This window comes from Okeania hirsuta (assembly GCF_003838195.1).
Classification (GTDB): domain Bacteria; phylum Cyanobacteriota; class Cyanobacteriia; order Cyanobacteriales; family Microcoleaceae; genus Okeania; species Okeania hirsuta.
This window is the reverse complement of sequence record NZ_RCBY01000157.1, coordinates 1-18,593: the sequence shown is the minus strand read 5'-3', so window position 1 is coordinate 18,593 and position 18,593 is coordinate 1. Positions and strand designations below refer to the sequence as shown.

Below are 18,593 nucleotides of genomic sequence, written 5' to 3'. Positions count from 1 at the left end.
AGGAGCGATCGCAAGATATTAAGCAAGTTTTGAAGAGTTTGGCTAATCATCCTAAGTTTAAGGATTTATTATAGTAGGAAGGAAGGAAGTAAGGAAGAAGGACTTACACACGGACGCTACCTGTAGGGGCAATTTATGAATTGCCACTACAAAAAACACGGCCTTGCTGAATCAAGGGATGAATCTAGAGCGGATAGAAAGTCTCAAAAATTAAGATATTGAATCAAAGTCTAATCAGCGATTTTGTTACTCTAATATCAAATCCGGTTGAATACTTATTATATAGTTGGCACAGATGGGGAGATGGGGAGATGGGGAGGTAGTCCGATTTAATATTGAAGTGTGGTATAGAATTATAAACATATACTGTATAACCGGATTCTATATAACTCTATATTCTTCGTAATTCCTGTTAGCTTTGGCGCAATTTAAAGCAGCTAAAGCAAAATCAACATTTGTCTTAGCTTGTAGATAATTTAATTGAGCGATCACTAACCTTGCCTCTTCGTGAAGAATTGCATCTCCATCAATTCCAGAAGACTGTAGAAAAAATATTAATTTCTTCTGTTTGGAAACTGTAGCGCTTTGTAGGTTGGGTAGAACGAAGTGTTAACAGAGCTTATCCGTTAGGATAAACCCAACAACAAGCTTGTGTATGTTGGGTTGCGCTATCACTTAACCCAACCTACAGTATTATAACTGCTTACTTCATGGATAGAGAGTTCAAGGGTTTTTTTCTTTTCTAGTAGCGTTCGCGGAGCGTTGCCTCAGCAGTATCGCCTCTCCCCAACTCTGTCGCTTAAAATTTCTCCAGCTTGCGTCTGCCTCGACTTTATCTTTAAGTCATCGAGGTTGCTGAGAGTTAAGTTGATTTTCAAGCATCTGGGAATGTCACTGCTTTTTTTCTCTAAAGGTTGACTCTCTACTTTTGGTATTGATACAGCAGAAGGAACTGGAATTGGAATTAGTTTGTTTGTAATTGCAGTACAGGCGGTGATTGAGGTAGAGAAAATCTCTTCAAAACCACCAATAAAACACCATAATAAACCTTAATTCATTTCCCATTACTTGAGGTATGAGATTTTGGGCAATATTTTCTATTCTTAATAATTCCCTGATACCCAAAAATTTTTGATGTCATTACTAAGGTAAAATTTGCTCTGGGAGAAAGCCATTATCTAACAAAATACTCTCTAAATTTGCACCATTAAAACAAGTTTTGGTTAAATTTTCTAACCCTAAATTATCTCGTTTAGCTAATATTTCTGATTCTTGCGGTTCACAATTTAATAAGTCTGCCATATCCCGCAAACTTCGACGATAAAATAGGGTATAACAAGCATGATAATTAATAATATCTGGATGATAAACTTCTGTAAAAGCAGCAACATAAGAATAACGAGCAATTGCTTCTGGTTTCAATAAATTATGAGCGTGTTGGTCAATGGCAGAAATATCCCAAAGTTCCATATTTCTTTGTCCCAAAATTATCTTTTACGATAGCGCTATGCGCAACTGAGAAGTCAAAAGTAATCTCTGGCTAATTTTTCCCTGTAGTTGAATATTCAAGTTGACAAACTGTCCCTAAAATTAGCAAACTTATCCAAAATTCTCAGATACTAGATTTATCACCAATAGTTTTAGGAAGCAGATAATGACATCTATACAATCTCCCACCTCCTGGCAAATGAGCGATCGCGAACGTGCCAATCTCAAGCAAGTAACAATCTACGATTCAGTTCAATCTCTCTCAGAAATATGGCCACTGGCTGCCAAACATTATAATCAGACCATCGCCCTCCATGACCCCCATGCCAAACCAGAAGTCAAATTTACTTATGCAGAATTAAACCAACAGATTCAAAAATTTGCTGCTGGTTTACAATCATTGGGGGTTGTCCCTACGGAAAATGAAGCGTCAATACCTCCGAGAGTGGCCTTATTTGCTGACAATAGCCCTCGGTGGATGATTGCCGACCAAGGTATTATTGCTGCAGGGGCAGCAGATGTGGTGAGAAGTGGGACTGCAGATATCGAAGAATTGGCTTATATTCTTCAACATAGTGGCAGTGTGAGTTTAGTCGTGGAAAATTTGGCCTTGTTGAAAAAATTGAGCGATCGCCTGCAAGACTTACCTATACATTTAATTATTCTGCTATCCGATGAAGAGCCAAACCCTGAGGAAAACCTACCTGTAGTCAAATTTTCTCAAGTCATTGCTACAGGAGAAGACCGCCCCCTGAAACCCACTAAGCAAAACCTGGAAACTCTTGCTACTTTGCTCTACACTTCTGGCACAACTGGCAAACCCAAAGGTGTAATGCTGACTCATGGCAACCTGCTCTATCAAATTAATGTTCTAGGGGCACTTATTCAACCCAATCCAGGAGAATGCAGCCTAAACATCCTACCTACTTGGCATACTTTTGGTAGGACAGGAGAATATTTTTTCCTCTCCCAAGGTTGTACCCAAATTTATACCAATAAACGTTCTCTGAAAAAAGACTTCCAAGAATATAAACCCCACTATGTGACCAGTGTGCCTAGAGTTTGGGAATTAATTTATGAAGGAGTACAAAAACAACTCAGAGAACAACCAGCCAATAAACAAAAATTAGCTCAATTTTTCCTGGGCATAAGTCAACGTTACATTGAAGCTAGGCGTATTAGTCAAGGATTAGTTTTGCAACTTGACCCACCATCTCAGTCTCAGAAATTGCTGGCTACTTTGCAAAGTTGGGTATTATTACCTCTTCATAGTCTGGGAGAAAAAATCATTTATCAAAAAATCCGCCAAGCTACTGGGGGTCGCCTGAAATTTGCCATAAGTGGGGGTGGTTCTCTAGCGATGCACTTAGAAAATTTCTTTGAAATAGTTGGTATAGGCTTATTGGTAGGATATGGTTTAACCGAAACTTCTCCAGTTTTGACTGTTCGACACTATTGGAACAATCTCCGGGGGTCTGCTGGTAAACCCATTCCAGCTACTGAGATTAAAGTAGTAGATCCAGAAACTAACAAAACTCTGACAGTTGGTAATAAAGGTGTGGTTTGGGCAAGAGGGCCACAAATAATGGCTGGTTATTATCAAAATCCCGAAGCTACTGAGAAAGTTATTGACTCCGAAGGTTGGTTTAATACTGGCGATATTGGTTGGATAACTCCAGATAATGATTTGGTATTAACTGGTCGGGCAAAAGATACAATTGTTCTGACTAATGGGGAAAATATTGAACCTCAGCCCATTGAAGATGCTTGTGCCCGCAGTCAATATATTGACCAAATTATGCTGGTGGGGCAAGACCAGAAATTTTTGGGTGCTTTAGTCGTGCCTAATATTGAAGCAGTGGAACAATGGGCTATTCAACTTAATCCTTCAGAATCTCAACCACAGATTGATTGGGAAAGTCAGACGATTCAAGAATTGTTCCGCCAGGAATTGAATCGGGAGGTAAAAAATCGCCCCGGATATCGGCCTGATGACCGTATTGGACCATTTCGCTTGATTCTGGAACCGTTTACGGTAGAAAATGGCATGACAACCCAAACGATGAAGATCAAACGTCCCACTGTCACGGACCATTACCGCGATATGATTAACAAAATGTTTGATTAATGACTTTGGAGATTTTAGATTTTGGATTGAGTATCATCTAGATGTTCTGAAATCTTAAAGTCTAAAATCAATATTCTCGTCCTTATGTGCAAACAAAAATAAACTGACAAGAACAATTTTTATGGAGTATTCTCAAACACAATTACTTTTAAAGCGAGCGATTAACGTTAGAGTAGTCGTTACCCCACGCTGGAAAGAAGAAGCCCAACAACAACTACAAACCCAAATTAATAATTTAGATAGCCAATTACAACAGATTGAAATACAAGGGCAAAAGGCAATTGCTGAAATTAGAAAGCAAAGTGTACAACCTCCAGGCCCTCAAGTACAACAGCAGATTAATAATATACAAGCACAGATCGGCCAAAAGAAAAATGAGTTTGTAGAGCAGAAAAATCAAGCTTTACAACAATTACAACAAGTACAAACTTTGGAATTAGAGCAAGAAGTTAGTCAAGGTCAAATTGAAAGTGTATTTACTGCGGATGTAGGAGATAATTTGATCAAGAAAATGCAAGTAGAAGTTCTCCTGCGTGATGGGGTAATTGAAGAAGTGCGAGGTGAGGTTTAGAGGGAAAAAAGAAGGTGATAGGTGTTAGGTGAAAAAAGTTTACAGTCCTATCCAAGACCTATAATCGGGAGGTGGCAGGTTCTAAGTGAGAAAAACCTAGGAATGAGGACTCAATAAAGTCCAGATTTTTTTTGAATAACTCACATAATTTTGAATTTGGATAATTTAACTTGTGTAGATAATAAAATCCTTATTCCTGACTGCGCTACCTACAACCTAAAACCTTCTTACTTAACACCCCAATCATATTGTGGACAACCCTCATGATGATCGGGTTTGACACAAGGGTTGCTCCAAACATTGTTATAGCAGGGAACAGGGAAAAGCGGTGCGAACCCGTGTCGGCGACAGATGTAACAGAAACCGCACCAAGATAAGAAAAAATGAAAAAAACATTTCCCCGTGTTTGATTCATAATCACTCTATGTCCTAACCAACTCGTTCTTTGCTATAGGTAAAATCTTATTACCTACAACTTACAATCTATGACCTACGACCTTCCACCTTCTACTTGAAAAAGGTGTTAGGTACTAGATGTTAGGTAAAATCTTGTTAGCTACAACCTACCACCTTGAGAGCGTAGCGACAATTATTTATCAATAAAAAAACAACGGAAAACTAACATGATTAACGAAGTATTCATGCCTGCCCTTAGTTCGACTATGACCGAGGGTAAAATTGTTTCTTGGCAAAAATCCACTGGTGATTGGGTGGAAAAAGGAGAAACAGTAGTAGTAGTTGAATCAGACAAAGCAGATATGGATGTAGAATCCTTTTTCTCTGGATATCTGGCCAATATAATTGTAGAAGCTGGTGATGTAGCAGCCGTAGGGTCTACGATCGCTTTATTGGCTGAAACAGAGGCAGAAATTGAAACAGCCAAACAGCAAGGAGGTGCTACAACTAAGCAAGAAACTGCTCCTGCTGCTTCTACTGCTGCAACTGCCGTTGCTACAGTCCCCTCTTCTATCACAACAGAAACAAAAGAGAACAACGGTCGCCGTAATGGACGGATTATTGCTTCCCCTCGTGCTCGGAAGTTGGCCAAAAAATTGAAGGTAGATTTAAGTACTCTCAAAGGTACTGGCCCTCATGGTCGAATTGTGGCAGAAGATGTAGAAATGGCAACAGGTAGTACTCCAACTTCAGTTGCTGCATCTGCGAAGACCGCGACTCCCGTTATTCCTACTCAACCATCTATTCCTACTGCCCCACCTCCACCATCTGCACCTCCAACTCCGATAACTCCTGGACAAGTTGTCAAGATGAATACTCTGCAAAATGCAGTGGTGCGAAATATGATGGTCAGTTTATCTGTGCCTACTTTCCATGTTGGTTACACGATCGCTACAGATAACTTAGATGGGTTGTATAAACAGATTAAGTCTAAGGGTGTGACAATGACTGCGATGTTAGCAAAAGCCATAGCAATGACTTTGCAACAACATCCTTTATTAAATGCTGCTTATGTGGAAGGAGGTATTCAGTATCCTTCTGGGATTAATATTGCAGTGGCAGTGGCAATGCCTGATGGCGGTTTGATTACACCAGTATTGCAAAATGCTGACAAAATGGATATTTATTCTTTATCTCGCACTTGGAAAGGTTTAGTAGAAAAGGCGCGGGCAAAGCAGTTGCAACCGGATGAATATAGCACTGGTACGTTTACTCTTTCTAACTTAGGAATGTTTGGAGTAAATCAGTTTGATGCAATTTTACCACCTGGTCAGGGTTCAATTTTAGCGATCGGTGCATCTCAACCCCAGGTAGTAGCAACTGCTGACGGGATGATTGGAGTTAAGCGACAAATGCAGGTGAATATTACTTGTGACCATAGAATTATTTACGGTGCTGACGCTGCTGCTTTCTTGCAAGATTTGGCAAAGTTGATTGAAACTAACCCCCAGTCTTTGACTATGTAGGTGAGTAACGAGACACTGGTGGCATTGAGTTTTATGCCATCAGTGATAGCGCTGTGCGTAGGCAACAGCTCATCTGGCAACAGGGGGAATGAAAAACCGATTATATCAGATTTTAGCTATTGGATACCTCCTGTAATTTGTAAATATCCCAGCGCACATTGCTGTACTCCCCATCTCCCTACACTTCCCCATCTCCCCACACTCCCCACACTTAGGGTGGTGCTTCGGGGCTGAGAATAACAACATATTCCCCGCGATCGCTCTGCTGAATAACGACAACGGGAGGATGAGCATTTGGTGGAGCATTTTTTGGCAAAGAGGGGAATATGTAATATTGACCATCTCTATCGATTAGCAGTCGCCACTGGCAACAAAACAATCAACAATTACAAGCTCTCTATGCCAAAATAGAAGATGAATGGAGTACCCAACTTTCCGAACAAATTAACCAGTTACAAGCAGAAACCAACCAACTCGCTACCGACATTACCAATAAATACCCAGAAGTTGCCGAGCTTTTTGAATTCAAACCCGAAGATATTGACAAACTCAAAGCCAATATTGCACCGGATACCGTTGTTATTCAACCTGCTCTTTTAACTGGTATTGCAAATGTTCCCGATAGCATCGCCATATTCCTTGTTACCAGAGACAAACCCACCATAGTCAAAAAAGTACCCATTGATGCCGAAGAATTCGATCACCTTCTCACCGAATATCGCGCCCAACTAGAAAACCTCAACGATGACTACCATGACCTTAACCAAGAAAAACTCTACGACTATCTCATTCGTCCCATGGAAACAGAAATAACAGCTTATTCTCCCAAACAACTCGCCATTATTGCCACGGGAAAACTCCGCTATATTCCCTTTGAAACCCTCTACGACAAAGAATCAGTCAAGGATTGAAATCCATGGCTTGGCTGTATCTTGCCTGTTGCCTGTTGCCTAAAACCTAGAATTTTGTACCTCACACTTTTTGGGAATTCCTATACCAGGTCTAATTAATTAGAGATAATAAAAATGCTCTTCATCAATTATCTTGAAAATCTATCAAATTTCCCCCGACTCTGTAGGGACGTTGCATGCAACGTCCCTACCTTCCTACTCCCTGTTTCCTATAGACAAAATATAAAAATTAATGTAAACTTAATGTTTTTACCAACAGAGTTTAAATCAGCGGAAAATCAACCATGAAAGCAGTTGTCATGACATCACCAGGAGCGCCGGAAGTTTTACAAGTGCAACAAGTTACTGACCCTGTAATTGAAAATGACCGAGAAATATTAGTGCGTTTGAAAGCTGCTGGAGTAAATCCTATTGATACAAAATTACGCACTCGTGGCACTTTTTTCCCAGACCAAAAACCTGCTATTTTAGGATGTGATGGTGCCGGTATTGTGGCAGAAGTTGGTAAAAATGTAGAAAATTTTCAAGTGGGAGATGAGGTTTATTTTTGTCATAGTGGCATTGGAGCAACTCCTGGAAATTATGCCGAATTGACTGTTGTTGATGAAAGATTTATGGCTAAAAAACCAACTTCTTTAACCTTTGTTGAAGCTGCTGCTGCACCTTTAGTTTTAATTACTGCTTGGGAATCTTTGTATGACAGAGGAAAATTAGAAGCTGGCAGAAAAGTGTTAATTCATGGTGGTGCAGGTGGGGTTGGTCATGTGGCTATACAGTTAGCAAAATTACAAGGCACTGAGGTTGCTACTACTATTAGTTCAGAAGAAAAAGCAGATTTTGTCAAAAGTTTAGGTGCAGATTTAGCGATTTTTAAGAATACAGATTTTGTGCAGGCCGTGTTAGATTGGACGAATGGGGAAGGGGTAGATTTAGCTTTTGATACTGTTGGTGGAAAAGTTTTTTATGACACTATTCCAGCAGTGAAAGTTTATGGCGATATAGTGACAATTTTAGAACCGGATACTAACTTAGGAAATTTGAAGATTGCTAGGCAAAGAAATCTGCGAATAGGGTTGGAATTAATGTTAACTCCAATGATGAAAGGTTTGATGGAAGCTCAAGTAGACCAAGCTAACATTTTGCAACAGTGTGAGCGGTTATTTGACCAAGGAAAATTAAATATTCATGTGAATAAAACTTTTGCTTTAGATGATGCAATAGAAGCACATCGAATGTTGGAAGCAGGGTCGATGGTTGGTAAAATTGTTTTGACTATTTAGCCACTACGCGGAAGTCAAAAGTCAAAAGTCAAAAGTAGGGAATAGGGGACAATTTAATAGGTTCTCAAGATAATTGATAAGAGCATTAATATTTACGTTTAATTAATTAGACTTGATATTAAATTTAGGATAAACAAAGACAAGATATCTGCTCCTAAAACTGTCTGAATATTATCTAAATTTTCGAGTTATTTTTGATTTGATTGAGAAGAATTTTAATTATTAAATGGCAAGTTTTATTGGAAATTAAAAGGCGTAATTTCAGTTATCAGTTATCAGTTAACAGTAGCTTCTGGAATAGGGAAGCTTGAAAATACGGAATTTTCTTTTCTTTATCCCCTTGAAAAGGGAGGCTTGAAACCTAATTTTCTGGTCAATAGTTAAGGCTGACTCAAAAATAGCTAAATATAACCAATACTAATTTATCTGATTGTTTTTCATAATAGTACAGCCAAAAAAATTTAGCTTGATCATGGCATATTTGCATAATTCTCCATCATTAACTAATTTATAGGTCAATTCAGAATTTAAAAGTTATAGCAAATGCCATTACTATTAGAACTTATAGAATATTTCAAACAAGGCAAGATTGACCTTCTTCTTTCTTAGTTATCCCTTCTCCTTTTTTCTTTCTTGCTTATCCCCTATATCTTCTTCCCTCTTCCCTCTTCCTTCTTCCTTCTTCCTTCTTTAAACGTCGCTAGACTAGAAAAATATTGTTGGTAAATAGCGTATAATACTACAAGTTAACTTGAGGAGAAATTCCAAACATGACACGAGCTATCATGGAAACTGAAAAGGGAATCATTAATCTAGAATTATTTGATAATGATGCTCCTAATACTGTGAAAAATTTTGTTGAACTAAGTGAAAAAGGATTTTATGATGGCTTAAATTTTCATCGTGTTATTCCTAATTTTATGATTCAAGGTGGTTGTCCTAACGGTACAGGAACAGGTGGCCCTGGTTATAAAATTAAATGTGAAATTAATAATAATAAACATTTGGCCGGAACTTTATCAATGGCTCATGCTGGTCGCGATACAGGCGGTAGTCAATTCTTTATTTGTCACTCTCCCCAACGTCATTTAGATGGTGTTCATACAACTTTTGGCAAAACAGAGGATATGGATGTTGTAAATGCTATTAGACAAGGTGACAAAATTCTTTCTGTGAAGATTGAAAAGTAGTTTTTCTCTGTTGATAAATTGAAGAAAATAGGGAGTGGGGTAGAGAAAGAAAATACATTTCAAAACCTTTCCTAATTAGACCAGTTTGATCTAGTTGTAGCTCTTTATTTATTATTATTAGACTAGGGATGTTTTGTGGAATGTCCCTACTTTTTTATCTCAGGACGGAATGCTGTGCAAACAGGCAGAGGTACTGATAACTGATAACTGATAACTGATAACTGAAATGACTCCTTACTCCTTAAAATAACCAAGAATCAAAGTAATTAGCAGGTGAAGCAGTATCCTGGAGAATTGAAACTTGGTCTAAATTTAAATTTGATAATTCATCAATCATTTTTATCTCATTTGCTCTGTCAACTAAGGGAAAAGAAAATTGATGATAATCTTGAATAAATTGAGCTTTTTCTCTAATTTCTGCTTTATTCACAGGATAACTGCGAGTACCAATAATAATTGTATTTTTGCCGGTAGTATGACAGATATAAATAGAAGGAAAGACAGTTTTAATAGTTTTTATATACTCTGCTTCAAAGTCATTACTGTTTAATGTATTTACGATTATAACCCCAGATTTTGATAAATGGCGATCGCACAGCTCATAAAATTCTTTAGTAGCTAAATTATAAGACATATAGCCATTACCAAAAGCTACATCAATCATCATAATATCATACAGATTATCCCGGTCTTGTTGTTCTAAATATTCTCTACCATCCTGAATTTTTACCTTTAATCTGTCATTTAATTCTACCCCAAAAAATTTCTGAGCTATTGACAATATACTCGCATCAACCTCTGCACATTCAATTATTGTATCTGGAAAATAATGGTGAAAAACTTGAGGAATACTACCCCCTCCAAAACCTGCTATATAAATTTTTTGTGGTTGACTATTCCAGACCAAAGCTAACATCATTGCTTGAGTATAAGGAAAAATTAAATATGTGGGATTATCCAAATTAAGTATAGATTGAACCCAATTCATTTTTAAAGTTACTTGTTCTACTAATACCAATTGAATGATAAATTTGATTTTTTTTATAGTTAAAAAATGTATGCCAGAAGGTTGAGAAAAAATTATTCCATCTGGTTGTTCGTATACCCAAGAAATTCTTTGCTTAATCGCTTCTAAATTTTTAGTTTGCCAATATTTTTGATTATTCATTGTAATGGTCGTACATTGTCATTATATTTGTTACCAGAACAGTGGGAGCATCTAGCTCCCGTGCCAGGTATTCCTTTTTACTATTTACCATTACTATGCAGGACTACCCAATATTTTTATACCTAATTAAACAGATTTAATATAATACAGGAGATTCCACTTAAGTAAGGTACACCCATCGCGGGCAAGATGCCCGCACTTGCATTCATTCAATTGTTAATCTCTGTACTTCTTATACGAGGAATTTGCTATATAATTTCTCAAAAGTCGTGCATTGAGTTTACTCCAACTTCTTCTTTAATATTAGAAATTTCTAATTCCTAATATCATGTCCGGATAAGAGCGTGATCAAAAAAACTTTCTCCTTTTCCTCCTCTTATTCTTGCTTCTTGCTTCTTTCTTCCCTCCTGACTCCTGACTCCTGACTCCTGATCCTAATTTACTTAATACAATTCATATTTCAATAAAGTACAAGGAATTGCTCCATTATAAACAGGAATTCTCCGAGAAGTTCTTAACCCTACTTGTTTAGATAATTGTTTATTTCCTGTCAAAATAAATGCCGTCCATCCAGTAAAACGTTGTTTAAAAATATCCCCCAACATTTTATAAAGTTCGCCCAATTCTTCCACTTCTCCTAAACGTTCGCCATAAGGAGGATTACAAATAATAATCCCTTTATCTGCGGGAGGTTTTAATTTAGATAAATCTGTTTTAATAAACTTAATTTGATTTCCTACCCCACATCTTTCAGCATTAGTTCGAGCTTGAAAAAGCACTTCAGAATTTCGATCACTACCGACAATTATTGATTTTAATTCTGTTAATTGACTATTTCTAGCCTCTGTTAATAAATCTTGCCAAAGAGACTTGTCAAAATCACGCCAGTTCATCAAAGAAAATTTATTCCTCAACAGTCCCGGTGCAATATTTAATGCTTTTAAACTTGCCTCCACAGGTAAAGTTCCAGAACCACATAAAGGGTCTAAAAAAGGTATATCTGGAGAATATTCTGCCATCTCTAATATGGCTGCTGCTAAAGTTTCTTTTAGGGGAGCAAATCCCATTGCTAGACGATAGCCACGCTGATGTAAACTACTACCAGAACTATCTAAACTGAGGATACAACTATTATTTTGAATATGAGCATTAATCAATATATCAGGATTTTTAGTATCTATATTTGACCTGTAGCGAAACTTTTCTATTTGTTGCTCGGTAATAGCATCTTTAATTTGCAAAGCCGTATAATGAGTATGCTTTAGTTTTTCATTACTTCCCGTACAACTAACTGCTAATGTATTTTTAGGAGATAAATATCGCTGCCAAGGAATTTTTTTTACCTCTTTATAAAGTACTTCTCGGTTAACACATCGAACTTCCGCAATAGGAACTAAAACTCTAAAAATAGTTCTTGCCCAGATATTAACCCGATAAAGTAAAGTCTTATCCCCTGTAAAACTTACCCCAGTAAATTCTGGACAGACGTTTTCTGCTCCTAAACTTTCTAATTCTTGGGCAGCAATAGCTTCTAAACCTTTAGCAACTTTTGCATAGTATTGATTCATTGCCTAGAAATAATAATTTTGGTATTTACCCTACAATAACAGGATTTGATGGTAGAGTTGGAAAAATTGGATAGTTCATCTCAAATATTCGCAAAAATACTTTTTTTCTATTCCCAGTTCCTACTTTCTATTTTCCTAGAAAGGATAAAATTTTAGCTTTCTTAAAAATTGAGATGTACCCAAATTGGATGAAGCAATTTTTTCACTAATTGATTAATTGTTTCAGTGTTATAATTTAATAATTTCCTGATTTTTGTACTTGATAAAATCAATCAAAAAACTATAACCATAAAATTTGAGTTGTGAGATATTGGAAACTTTTAGGGAACACCAGAGCTAGGAACAGAGAAGAAGAAAAAAATGTATTATATGAATATAATAATTGCCAGATTCTATACTTTTAAGGAACACCTCAATTCTCACAACTGATTCCTAATTGCTATATTTATTTAACTCATTAAACTATAACCATAAGATTTGAGTTGTGAGATATTGGAAACTTTTAGGGAACACCAGAACTAGGAACAGAGAAGAAGAAAAAAATGTATTATATGAATATAATAATTGCCAGATTCTATACTTTTAAGGAACACCTCAATTCTCACAACTGATTCCTAATTGCTATATTTATTTAACTCATTAAACTATAACCATAAGATTTGAGTTGTGAGATATTGGAAACTTTTAGGGAACACCAGAGCTAGGAACAGAGAAGAAGAAAAAAACGTATTATTTGAATATAATAATTGCCATCTTCTGTATCCGCTCAATAAATAGGGGTAGACTACCAGTTTAGGAAGGATTTTATGCCATTTTAGGCTTGCCATTTACCTATTTACCCCGGATTATTGAGCGGTTACCATATTCTATACTTTTAATACCAAATTGAAATGAAGCTGCATAGAATAATATTTCAAGCAGAATTAACCGTAAGTAAGCCTAGATAAAGATAGATCGATTTAATGAATTTCATCATTCTATGCAACCTCATATAAAATTGGTATAAGGAACACCTCAATTCTCACAAATGACTCCTGATTGCTATATTTATTTAACTCTTTAATCATAACTATAAAAAATAAAAAAATGAAACCAAACCCAACTAAAACTTCAGCTAACTATAGTCACCTAATTTCTCAAATATTTCCAGAAAACCCTTACAATGGTTTTGATTTTCAACAATACCCAGAAGATTTGCAAGGTTGGAATGGTAGACATAAAGTGTTTGCTGAAATTATATCTGAAGTCAAACCTAAAGTGATTATTGAAGTTGGAGTATGGAAAGGACAATCCACAGTTCACATGGCAGAGATAGCTAAAAAAATTAATCCTGAAGTAATAGTAATTGCCATAGATACTTTTTTAGGTAGTCCGGAACATTGGAAACCAAAACACCCGAAAAATTTTCAACAATCTCTTCAGCTCAAGTTTGGATACCCTCAACTATATTACCAATTTTTAGCAAATGTGATGTGGAAAGGATTAGAAAAAAATATTATTCCAATACCACAAACCAGTGTCAATGCTGCCATAATGTTAAAAAATCTTGGAATTAAAGGGGATATTATCCATATAGATGCAGGTCATGATTTTGAAAATGTTTATTCAGATCTTGTCAAATATTGGGATTTGCTAACTGAAGAAGGAGTATTAATAGGAGATGATTTTGACCCATTTTGGCCTGGAGTTCAGAGAGCAGTGAAGTGTTTTTGTTCAGAACGCGAGCTTCAGATTATTGTAGATAAACCTAAGTGCATAATACGTCGTCAAAATAATGATGTTGAAAATAAAACTCTATTTAGTGGCAAGAAAATTAGAATATTTTTAATTGCAACTTTTGAAAATTTCTATGTATCTGTTCAAGATACTAAAGTAGTTGTACATGGAAATAATTTTAATCCTTTGATTAAATTAAAAGCTGTTGAGATTCCTGGCGAAAATGGTAAATCAGAGTTTTTTTTGACAACTAACGATGGCTATTCTTTATGTGCTGAAGATAACAATAATTTAGTTCTAAATAAATCCAAATTTAGCTCTTGGAAAAAGTTTAAAATAGAAAAACTATCTGATAATTATGTGGCTTTTTTATCTGCTCATGGCAAATATTTGTCTGCTGAAGCTAATGGAATAGTTACTGCTAATGCTAATCAAATAGGTCAAAGAGAAAAATTTAAGTTATTAACCCTTGATAGTGACATGATAAAACTAACAGAAAAATCAAATCAACCTTTTCTTTTACCCTTACCAAAAGAATTTTTCCAAACACCCTAATTATCAGCTTGCTGAAAGCTAAATCTTGAGAGTTGAAAGTTTACTTTAAAAGATCAACTCGATAAAGTAAAGTCTTATCCCCTGTAAAACTTACCCCAGTGAATTCTAGACAGATGTTTTCTGCTCCTAAACTTTTTAGTTCTTGGGCAGCAATAGCTTCTAATCCTTTAGCAACCTTGGCATAGTATTGATTCATTAGAATTGGGGAGTGGGGGAGTAGGGGAGTAGGGGAGTGGGAGAAATTTAAGTAATTTAAGAAATTATGAACACATAATACAGCATATTTCGGGCAAATGAGGTACAGGGTAAATGATGAAAATATTGTAGTGCAGGCATCTTGCCCGTGATGGGTGTACCTCATAACAACGGGATGCGCTGTATATAACCAGATTCTATGTAACTTCTTCCTTCTTCCTTCTTCCTTCTTCCTTAATTAAGGAGAACAATCTGAGATATAGCTTCCACTACTATCTCTAGAAACTATATATCCTTGATATGGATTTGTAACTTCTATAAACCTTTGAGTGCCACTACCAATTTCTTCATTTCCGGTAACTTCTATTCTCTGACCATTTTCTAGCACTCCAATTCTACGACTCGCTGAATTGCGTGACTCAAAAATATATAATCCATTTGGCCTGAGAATATAACAAGTTTTTAATTTAGCCCTTGCTTTAGCCTGGTAATTAATTACACGCTCTGTGAGGCCATTCTGTGTTATAGAATCTACACGATATTGGTCTGGGCTAACAATATATTCAATTCCTCGTACCGGGTCATAAGCTTCCCAAGAACTACCTCTTTTTGTGGCATTACCAACAATCAGCCAATCTTGCTCAGTTCCATTCTTAGGTTGACTAATGAATATATATTCACCCTTTTGAGTTTCGCAAATATTAATATTAAAGTTTGCCGTTTCATAATTTGCTTTTTGAGAGCCATACCCATAACAAAGCTGCGCCTGTGCTGATATTGGCAGAATCAGACTTCCCAGCACTAAAGCAGTTGTAACAACTCCCACGGTGGCTAATCGGTGTTTCATTGTTTCTCCTTTGTGCTATTGGATAGTAGCAAAACCCTATAACCTTACCATAATTTGATAAAAATATCTCCCAAAAAAGAAAATAAGTAAAGCATTATTTGATATTCTTAACTTTCTAATAAAATTTTCTATAAAAAACTTATAGTTAAATTGTGTAAAGATATTAAAAAGTTCTCAGCTTTCAGCAATAAGCTATCAGCCTAAGTTGACTTATAGCAGAAGGCAGAAGGCAGAAGGCAGAAGGCAGAAGGCAGAAGAAAAAATCTGACATTGTCTGAGTTTTCCACTTTTGATATGTCCTCTCCTTCCCTTCGACTGCGATAAATCCAAAAAAATTGAAAAGGAGATTTTAACTTCTCCTCAACTATCGAACTTACTACTAGGGATAAAAATCCTAAAATAGCTCCGAGCTATAAAACTTTTGGATATTTTTTTGGATATTTTAAGGTACAAACCTCAAAGCTGTTGACGGAAAATTCCGTAGAAAAAGCCGAAAACTGCTAGTTGAAAGCTTGTTAAAAATAAAATCAAAAAAAATTAGAGAGAAGTCTCTTATGGTAGCAGTAACAGACCGAGTAAAAAATAGACTAACAACGGAGACAAGTAAAATTGCTCCTGATACCATGGCCATTCGCTCCCTTGATTGGGACCGCGATCGCTTTGATATAGAATTTGGTCTACAGAATGGTACCACATATAACTCCTTTATTATTCGAGGAGAAAAAAATGCTCTGGTTGATACATCCCATGCAAAATTTCGTCAGTTATATTTAGACATCCTCTGGGGTCTAATTAAACCTACAGAAATTGATTACCTAATTATTAGTCATACCGAACCAGATCATAGTGGTTTAGCCAAAGACATTATCGAACTAGCTCCCCAAGTTACAGTTGTTGGGGCAAAAGTAGCAATCCAATTTTTAGAAAATTTAGTTCACACACCATTTAACAAACAAATTGTCAAAAATGGCGACCAATTAGATTTAGGCAACGGTCACGTTTTAGAATTCGTTTCTGCTCCAAATCTCCATTGGCCAGATACTATTTTTACCTACGACAGCAAAACCCAAACTCTATTCACCTGTGATGCTTTTGGGATGCACTATTGCTCAGACAAAACTTACGATGAAAATCTGAGTGACATAGAAGCAGACTATAAATTCTATTACGAATGTCTGATGGCCCCCAATGCTCGCTCAGTATTGAGTGCTATGAAACGCATGGCAAAACTGGGAGATATCAATACCATTGCCACAGGTCATGGTCCCCTACTACGTTATAACTTAGTAGAATTAACCAACCGTTATGAGGAGTGGAGCAAAGCACAAAGCAAAGCAGAAACAACAGTAGCAGTATTCTACACTTCTGATTATGGTTATAGCGATCGCCTCTCCCAAGCAATTGCCCACGGGATAACCAAAACAGGCGTTGCAGTAGAAATGATAGACCTCAAATCTGCCGACCCCCAAGAAGTGCGGGAATTGGTAGAAATGGCAAAAGGAATTGTCATTGGATCGCCACCAACCACAGGTCCGGCAGCAAGCACTTCTGAAACTGCAGTCAACACTATTTTGGCAGCAGCTAACAAAAAACAGACTTTCGGTCTATTTGAATCTGGTGGTGGTGATGATTTATCAGTATATCCTCTAGCAAATAAACTTAAGGAGTTAGGTCTCAAGCAAGCATTCCCCAATATTCTGATTAAAGAAACTCCTTCAGAATTAACTTATAAACTTTGTGAGGAAGCGGGCACGGATGCAGGGCAGTTATTGAGTCTGAAGAAAAATATTAAGCAGATGAAATCTCTTGATAGTGACTTAGATAAAGCTTTAGGTCGTTTGAGTGGGGGTTTGTATATTATCACTGCTACCAAAGGTGAGGTTAGTAGTGCAATGTTAGCTTCCTGGGTAGTGCAAGCTAGTTTTAAACCATTAGGAGTTTCTATCGCAGTAGCAAAAGACCGGGCAATTGAGGCGCTGATGCAAGTAGGCGATCGCTTTATCTTAAACGTATTGCGGGAAGATAACTATCAAAGTCTGATGCGACATTTTCTGAAGCGCTTTCCACCCGGTGCAGACCGTTTTGCCGGAGTGAATACTCAAACTGCTAAAAATGGTAGTCCGATTTTAGGAGATGCACTAGCTTATTTAGAGTGCGAAGTAGTAAGTCGGATGGAGGCAAGCGACCACTGGATTATTTATGCAGCTGTGGATACTGGAAGAGTTAGTGACTCAGATATTTTACCTGCGGTGCATCATAGAAAAGTAGGTAATCATTATTGACATACTCCCGACGCTCTCCTACGGGAGAGCAAGGGATTCTTCAGCCAAAGAAGCTTTGACCGCAGTTTTAACAGAGGTGATGTCCTCCCCCTGTGTTGATAGCAATCCAATTTTTTGGATCAGGAGTGCTGAGTTATAATCTCTGTCTAACTCCTGTCCACACTTAGGACATGAATGCCTTTCATGTCGCGGAGCGAAACGCTCAGACAAGCTTTTGGGCACTTGATTCAAACATTCCCAACAATGCTGAGATGTACCTTTTGGGTCTACTTTGATAATTTTCTTACCTAGCTTCCAGGCAACATACTCTAATACTTCAAGAAATTGATAAGTTGCTGCATCTTGCAAAGACTTATTTAATCCTGATTTAGCTGATTGACCATTAGGTAAAAACTGACGATTTTTTCCTAGTTTAGCTTGACAGCGCCGGACTAAATTTACTATCTGTAGGTCTTCCAGGAATATCACACTTACGTCTACCACTGGTTTTACCATTCTTGTCAGGTTTGGTAAAATTATCCATTGTTGTCTGCACACGCTGGATAATATCTTGCAATACCTGAGAGTGTATAGATTTATATTCAGGGAAGAGTTTTTTTGTTTTCCCTAGGTCTGCTAACTGTACTGTTTCCCAGACTACATAACCATTTATTATGTTGGAATGCTTATCCGTTCTTAGAAACCTATGATAATCCATATAAATCTATGATTATCATTTTCTTTGTGGGTTTAATACCCCACCGTCTACACGGTGTTCACGCATTACTTGGGG

General features: G+C 36.9%; 15 protein-coding genes. 7 read left to right on the top strand and 8 right to left on the bottom strand.

The features are described 5' to 3' along the window. Positions 1-1,143 precede the first annotated feature (1,143 nt). Entirely contained in the window at positions 1,144-1,485 is a 342-nt protein-coding gene (locus D5R40_RS22145; protein WP_192901301.1) for a hypothetical protein, read from the bottom strand. Positions 1,486-1,654: 169 nt separating this feature from the next. On the opposite strand from D5R40_RS22145, the gene D5R40_RS22140 reads away from it, so the two are divergent. From D5R40_RS22140 to D5R40_RS22130, 3 genes are all read left to right on the top strand, one after another. Continuing rightward, positions 1,655-3,616, top strand: coding sequence for an AMP-dependent synthetase/ligase (locus D5R40_RS22140; protein ID WP_124143641.1), 1,962 nt, complete (start codon positions 1,655-1,657; stop codon positions 3,614-3,616). Positions 3,617-3,737: 121 nt separating this feature from the next. Beyond that, on the top strand, positions 3,738-4,187 hold the full coding sequence (locus D5R40_RS22135; protein ID WP_124143642.1) for a YlqD family protein: 450 nt from the start codon (positions 3,738-3,740) through the stop codon (positions 4,185-4,187). 623 nt (positions 4,188-4,810) lie between these two features. Further along, the gene (locus D5R40_RS22130; RefSeq protein ID WP_124143643.1) at positions 4,811-6,109 is read left to right on the top strand and encodes a dihydrolipoamide acetyltransferase family protein; all 1,299 of its coding nucleotides are present in this window, start codon (positions 4,811-4,813) and stop codon (positions 6,107-6,109) included. A gap of 211 nt (positions 6,110-6,320) precedes the next feature. Here D5R40_RS22130 and D5R40_RS35840 read toward each other — a convergent pair whose 3' ends face one another. Together D5R40_RS35840 and D5R40_RS41360 are read right to left on the bottom strand one after the other, a co-directional pair. Further along, the gene (locus tag D5R40_RS35840) at positions 6,321-6,488 is read right to left on the bottom strand and encodes a hypothetical protein (RefSeq protein WP_161564363.1); all 168 of its coding nucleotides are present in this window, start codon (positions 6,486-6,488) and stop codon (positions 6,321-6,323) included. 18 nt (positions 6,489-6,506) lie between these two features. Next, positions 6,507-6,638, bottom strand: coding sequence for a hypothetical protein (locus D5R40_RS41360; RefSeq protein ID WP_275670298.1), 132 nt, complete (start codon positions 6,636-6,638; stop codon positions 6,507-6,509). A 666-nt stretch (positions 6,639-7,304) separates the two neighbouring features. On the opposite strand from D5R40_RS41360, the gene D5R40_RS22120 reads away from it, so the two are divergent. Further along, positions 7,305-8,300 (top strand): zinc-dependent alcohol dehydrogenase family protein, encoded by a 996-nt coding sequence (locus D5R40_RS22120; protein WP_124143644.1) that lies wholly within the window; start codon positions 7,305-7,307, stop codon positions 8,298-8,300. Positions 8,301-9,070: 770 nt separating this feature from the next. Further along, entirely contained in the window at positions 9,071-9,490 is a 420-nt protein-coding gene (locus tag D5R40_RS22115; RefSeq protein WP_124143645.1) for a peptidylprolyl isomerase, read from the top strand. A gap of 241 nt (positions 9,491-9,731) precedes the next feature. Here the strand turns inward: D5R40_RS22115 and D5R40_RS22110 are convergent, their stop codons facing one another. Together D5R40_RS22110 and D5R40_RS22105 are read right to left on the bottom strand one after the other, a co-directional pair. After that, a complete protein-coding gene (locus D5R40_RS22110) occupies positions 9,732-10,658 on the bottom strand; it encodes a spermidine synthase (RefSeq protein WP_124143646.1) in 927 nt (308 codons plus the stop codon). A 443-nt stretch (positions 10,659-11,101) separates the two neighbouring features. Then, positions 11,102-12,226, bottom strand: coding sequence for a THUMP domain-containing class I SAM-dependent RNA methyltransferase (locus tag D5R40_RS22105; protein WP_124155227.1), 1,125 nt, complete (start codon positions 12,224-12,226; stop codon positions 11,102-11,104). Positions 12,227-13,312: 1,086 nt separating this feature from the next. Here D5R40_RS22105 and D5R40_RS22100 point away from each other — a divergent pair. After that, positions 13,313-14,497, top strand: coding sequence for a class I SAM-dependent methyltransferase (locus D5R40_RS22100; protein ID WP_124143648.1), 1,185 nt, complete (start codon positions 13,313-13,315; stop codon positions 14,495-14,497). 40 nt (positions 14,498-14,537) lie between these two features. On the opposite strand, the gene D5R40_RS22095 is transcribed toward D5R40_RS22100, so the two are convergent. Beyond that, positions 14,538-14,693 carry a hypothetical protein gene (locus D5R40_RS22095; RefSeq protein ID WP_192901052.1) on the bottom strand — a complete coding sequence of 52 codons (156 nt, stop codon included), beginning with the start codon at positions 14,691-14,693 and terminating at the stop codon, positions 14,538-14,540. A gap of 237 nt (positions 14,694-14,930) precedes the next feature. Further along, positions 14,931-15,539 carry a hypothetical protein gene (locus tag D5R40_RS22090; RefSeq protein WP_124143649.1) on the bottom strand — a complete coding sequence of 203 codons (609 nt, stop codon included), beginning with the start codon at positions 15,537-15,539 and terminating at the stop codon, positions 14,931-14,933. Positions 15,540-16,093: 554 nt separating this feature from the next. Here D5R40_RS22090 and D5R40_RS22085 point away from each other — a divergent pair. After that, the gene (locus tag D5R40_RS22085) at positions 16,094-17,821 is read left to right on the top strand and encodes a diflavin flavoprotein (protein WP_124155226.1); all 1,728 of its coding nucleotides are present in this window, start codon (positions 16,094-16,096) and stop codon (positions 17,819-17,821) included. Positions 17,822-17,839: 18 nt separating this feature from the next. Here the strand turns inward: D5R40_RS22085 and D5R40_RS22080 are convergent, their stop codons facing one another. After that, positions 17,840-18,358, bottom strand: coding sequence for a zinc ribbon domain-containing protein (locus tag D5R40_RS22080; protein WP_161565044.1), 519 nt, complete (start codon positions 18,356-18,358; stop codon positions 17,840-17,842). Between the last annotated feature and the right edge of the window lie 235 nt (positions 18,359-18,593).

What these genes read in the sequence shown, in the direction of transcription:
- D5R40_RS22140 (WP_124143641.1), top strand. Translation starts at nt 1,655, where the DNA reads ATGACATCTATACAATCTCCCACCTCCTGGCAAATGAGCGATCGCGAA.
- D5R40_RS22135 (WP_124143642.1), top strand. Translation starts at nt 3,738, where the DNA reads ATGGAGTATTCTCAAACACAATTACTTTTAAAGCGAGCGATTAACGTT.
- D5R40_RS22130 (WP_124143643.1), top strand. Translation starts at nt 4,811, where the DNA reads ATGATTAACGAAGTATTCATGCCTGCCCTTAGTTCGACTATGACCGAG.
- D5R40_RS22120 (WP_124143644.1), top strand. Translation starts at nt 7,305, where the DNA reads ATGAAAGCAGTTGTCATGACATCACCAGGAGCGCCGGAAGTTTTACAA.
- D5R40_RS22115 (WP_124143645.1), top strand. Translation starts at nt 9,071, where the DNA reads ATGACACGAGCTATCATGGAAACTGAAAAGGGAATCATTAATCTAGAA.
- D5R40_RS22110 (WP_124143646.1), bottom strand. Translation starts at nt 10,658, where the DNA reads ATGAATAATCAAAAATATTGGCAAACTAAAAATTTAGAAGCGATTAAG.
- D5R40_RS22105 (WP_124155227.1), bottom strand. Translation starts at nt 12,226, where the DNA reads ATGAATCAATACTATGCAAAAGTTGCTAAAGGTTTAGAAGCTATTGCT.
- D5R40_RS22100 (WP_124143648.1), top strand. Translation starts at nt 13,313, where the DNA reads ATGAAACCAAACCCAACTAAAACTTCAGCTAACTATAGTCACCTAATT.
- D5R40_RS22095 (WP_192901052.1), bottom strand. Translation starts at nt 14,693, where the DNA reads ATGAATCAATACTATGCCAAGGTTGCTAAAGGATTAGAAGCTATTGCT.
- D5R40_RS22090 (WP_124143649.1), bottom strand. Translation starts at nt 15,539, where the DNA reads ATGAAACACCGATTAGCCACCGTGGGAGTTGTTACAACTGCTTTAGTG.
- D5R40_RS22085 (WP_124155226.1), top strand. Translation starts at nt 16,094, where the DNA reads ATGGTAGCAGTAACAGACCGAGTAAAAAATAGACTAACAACGGAGACA.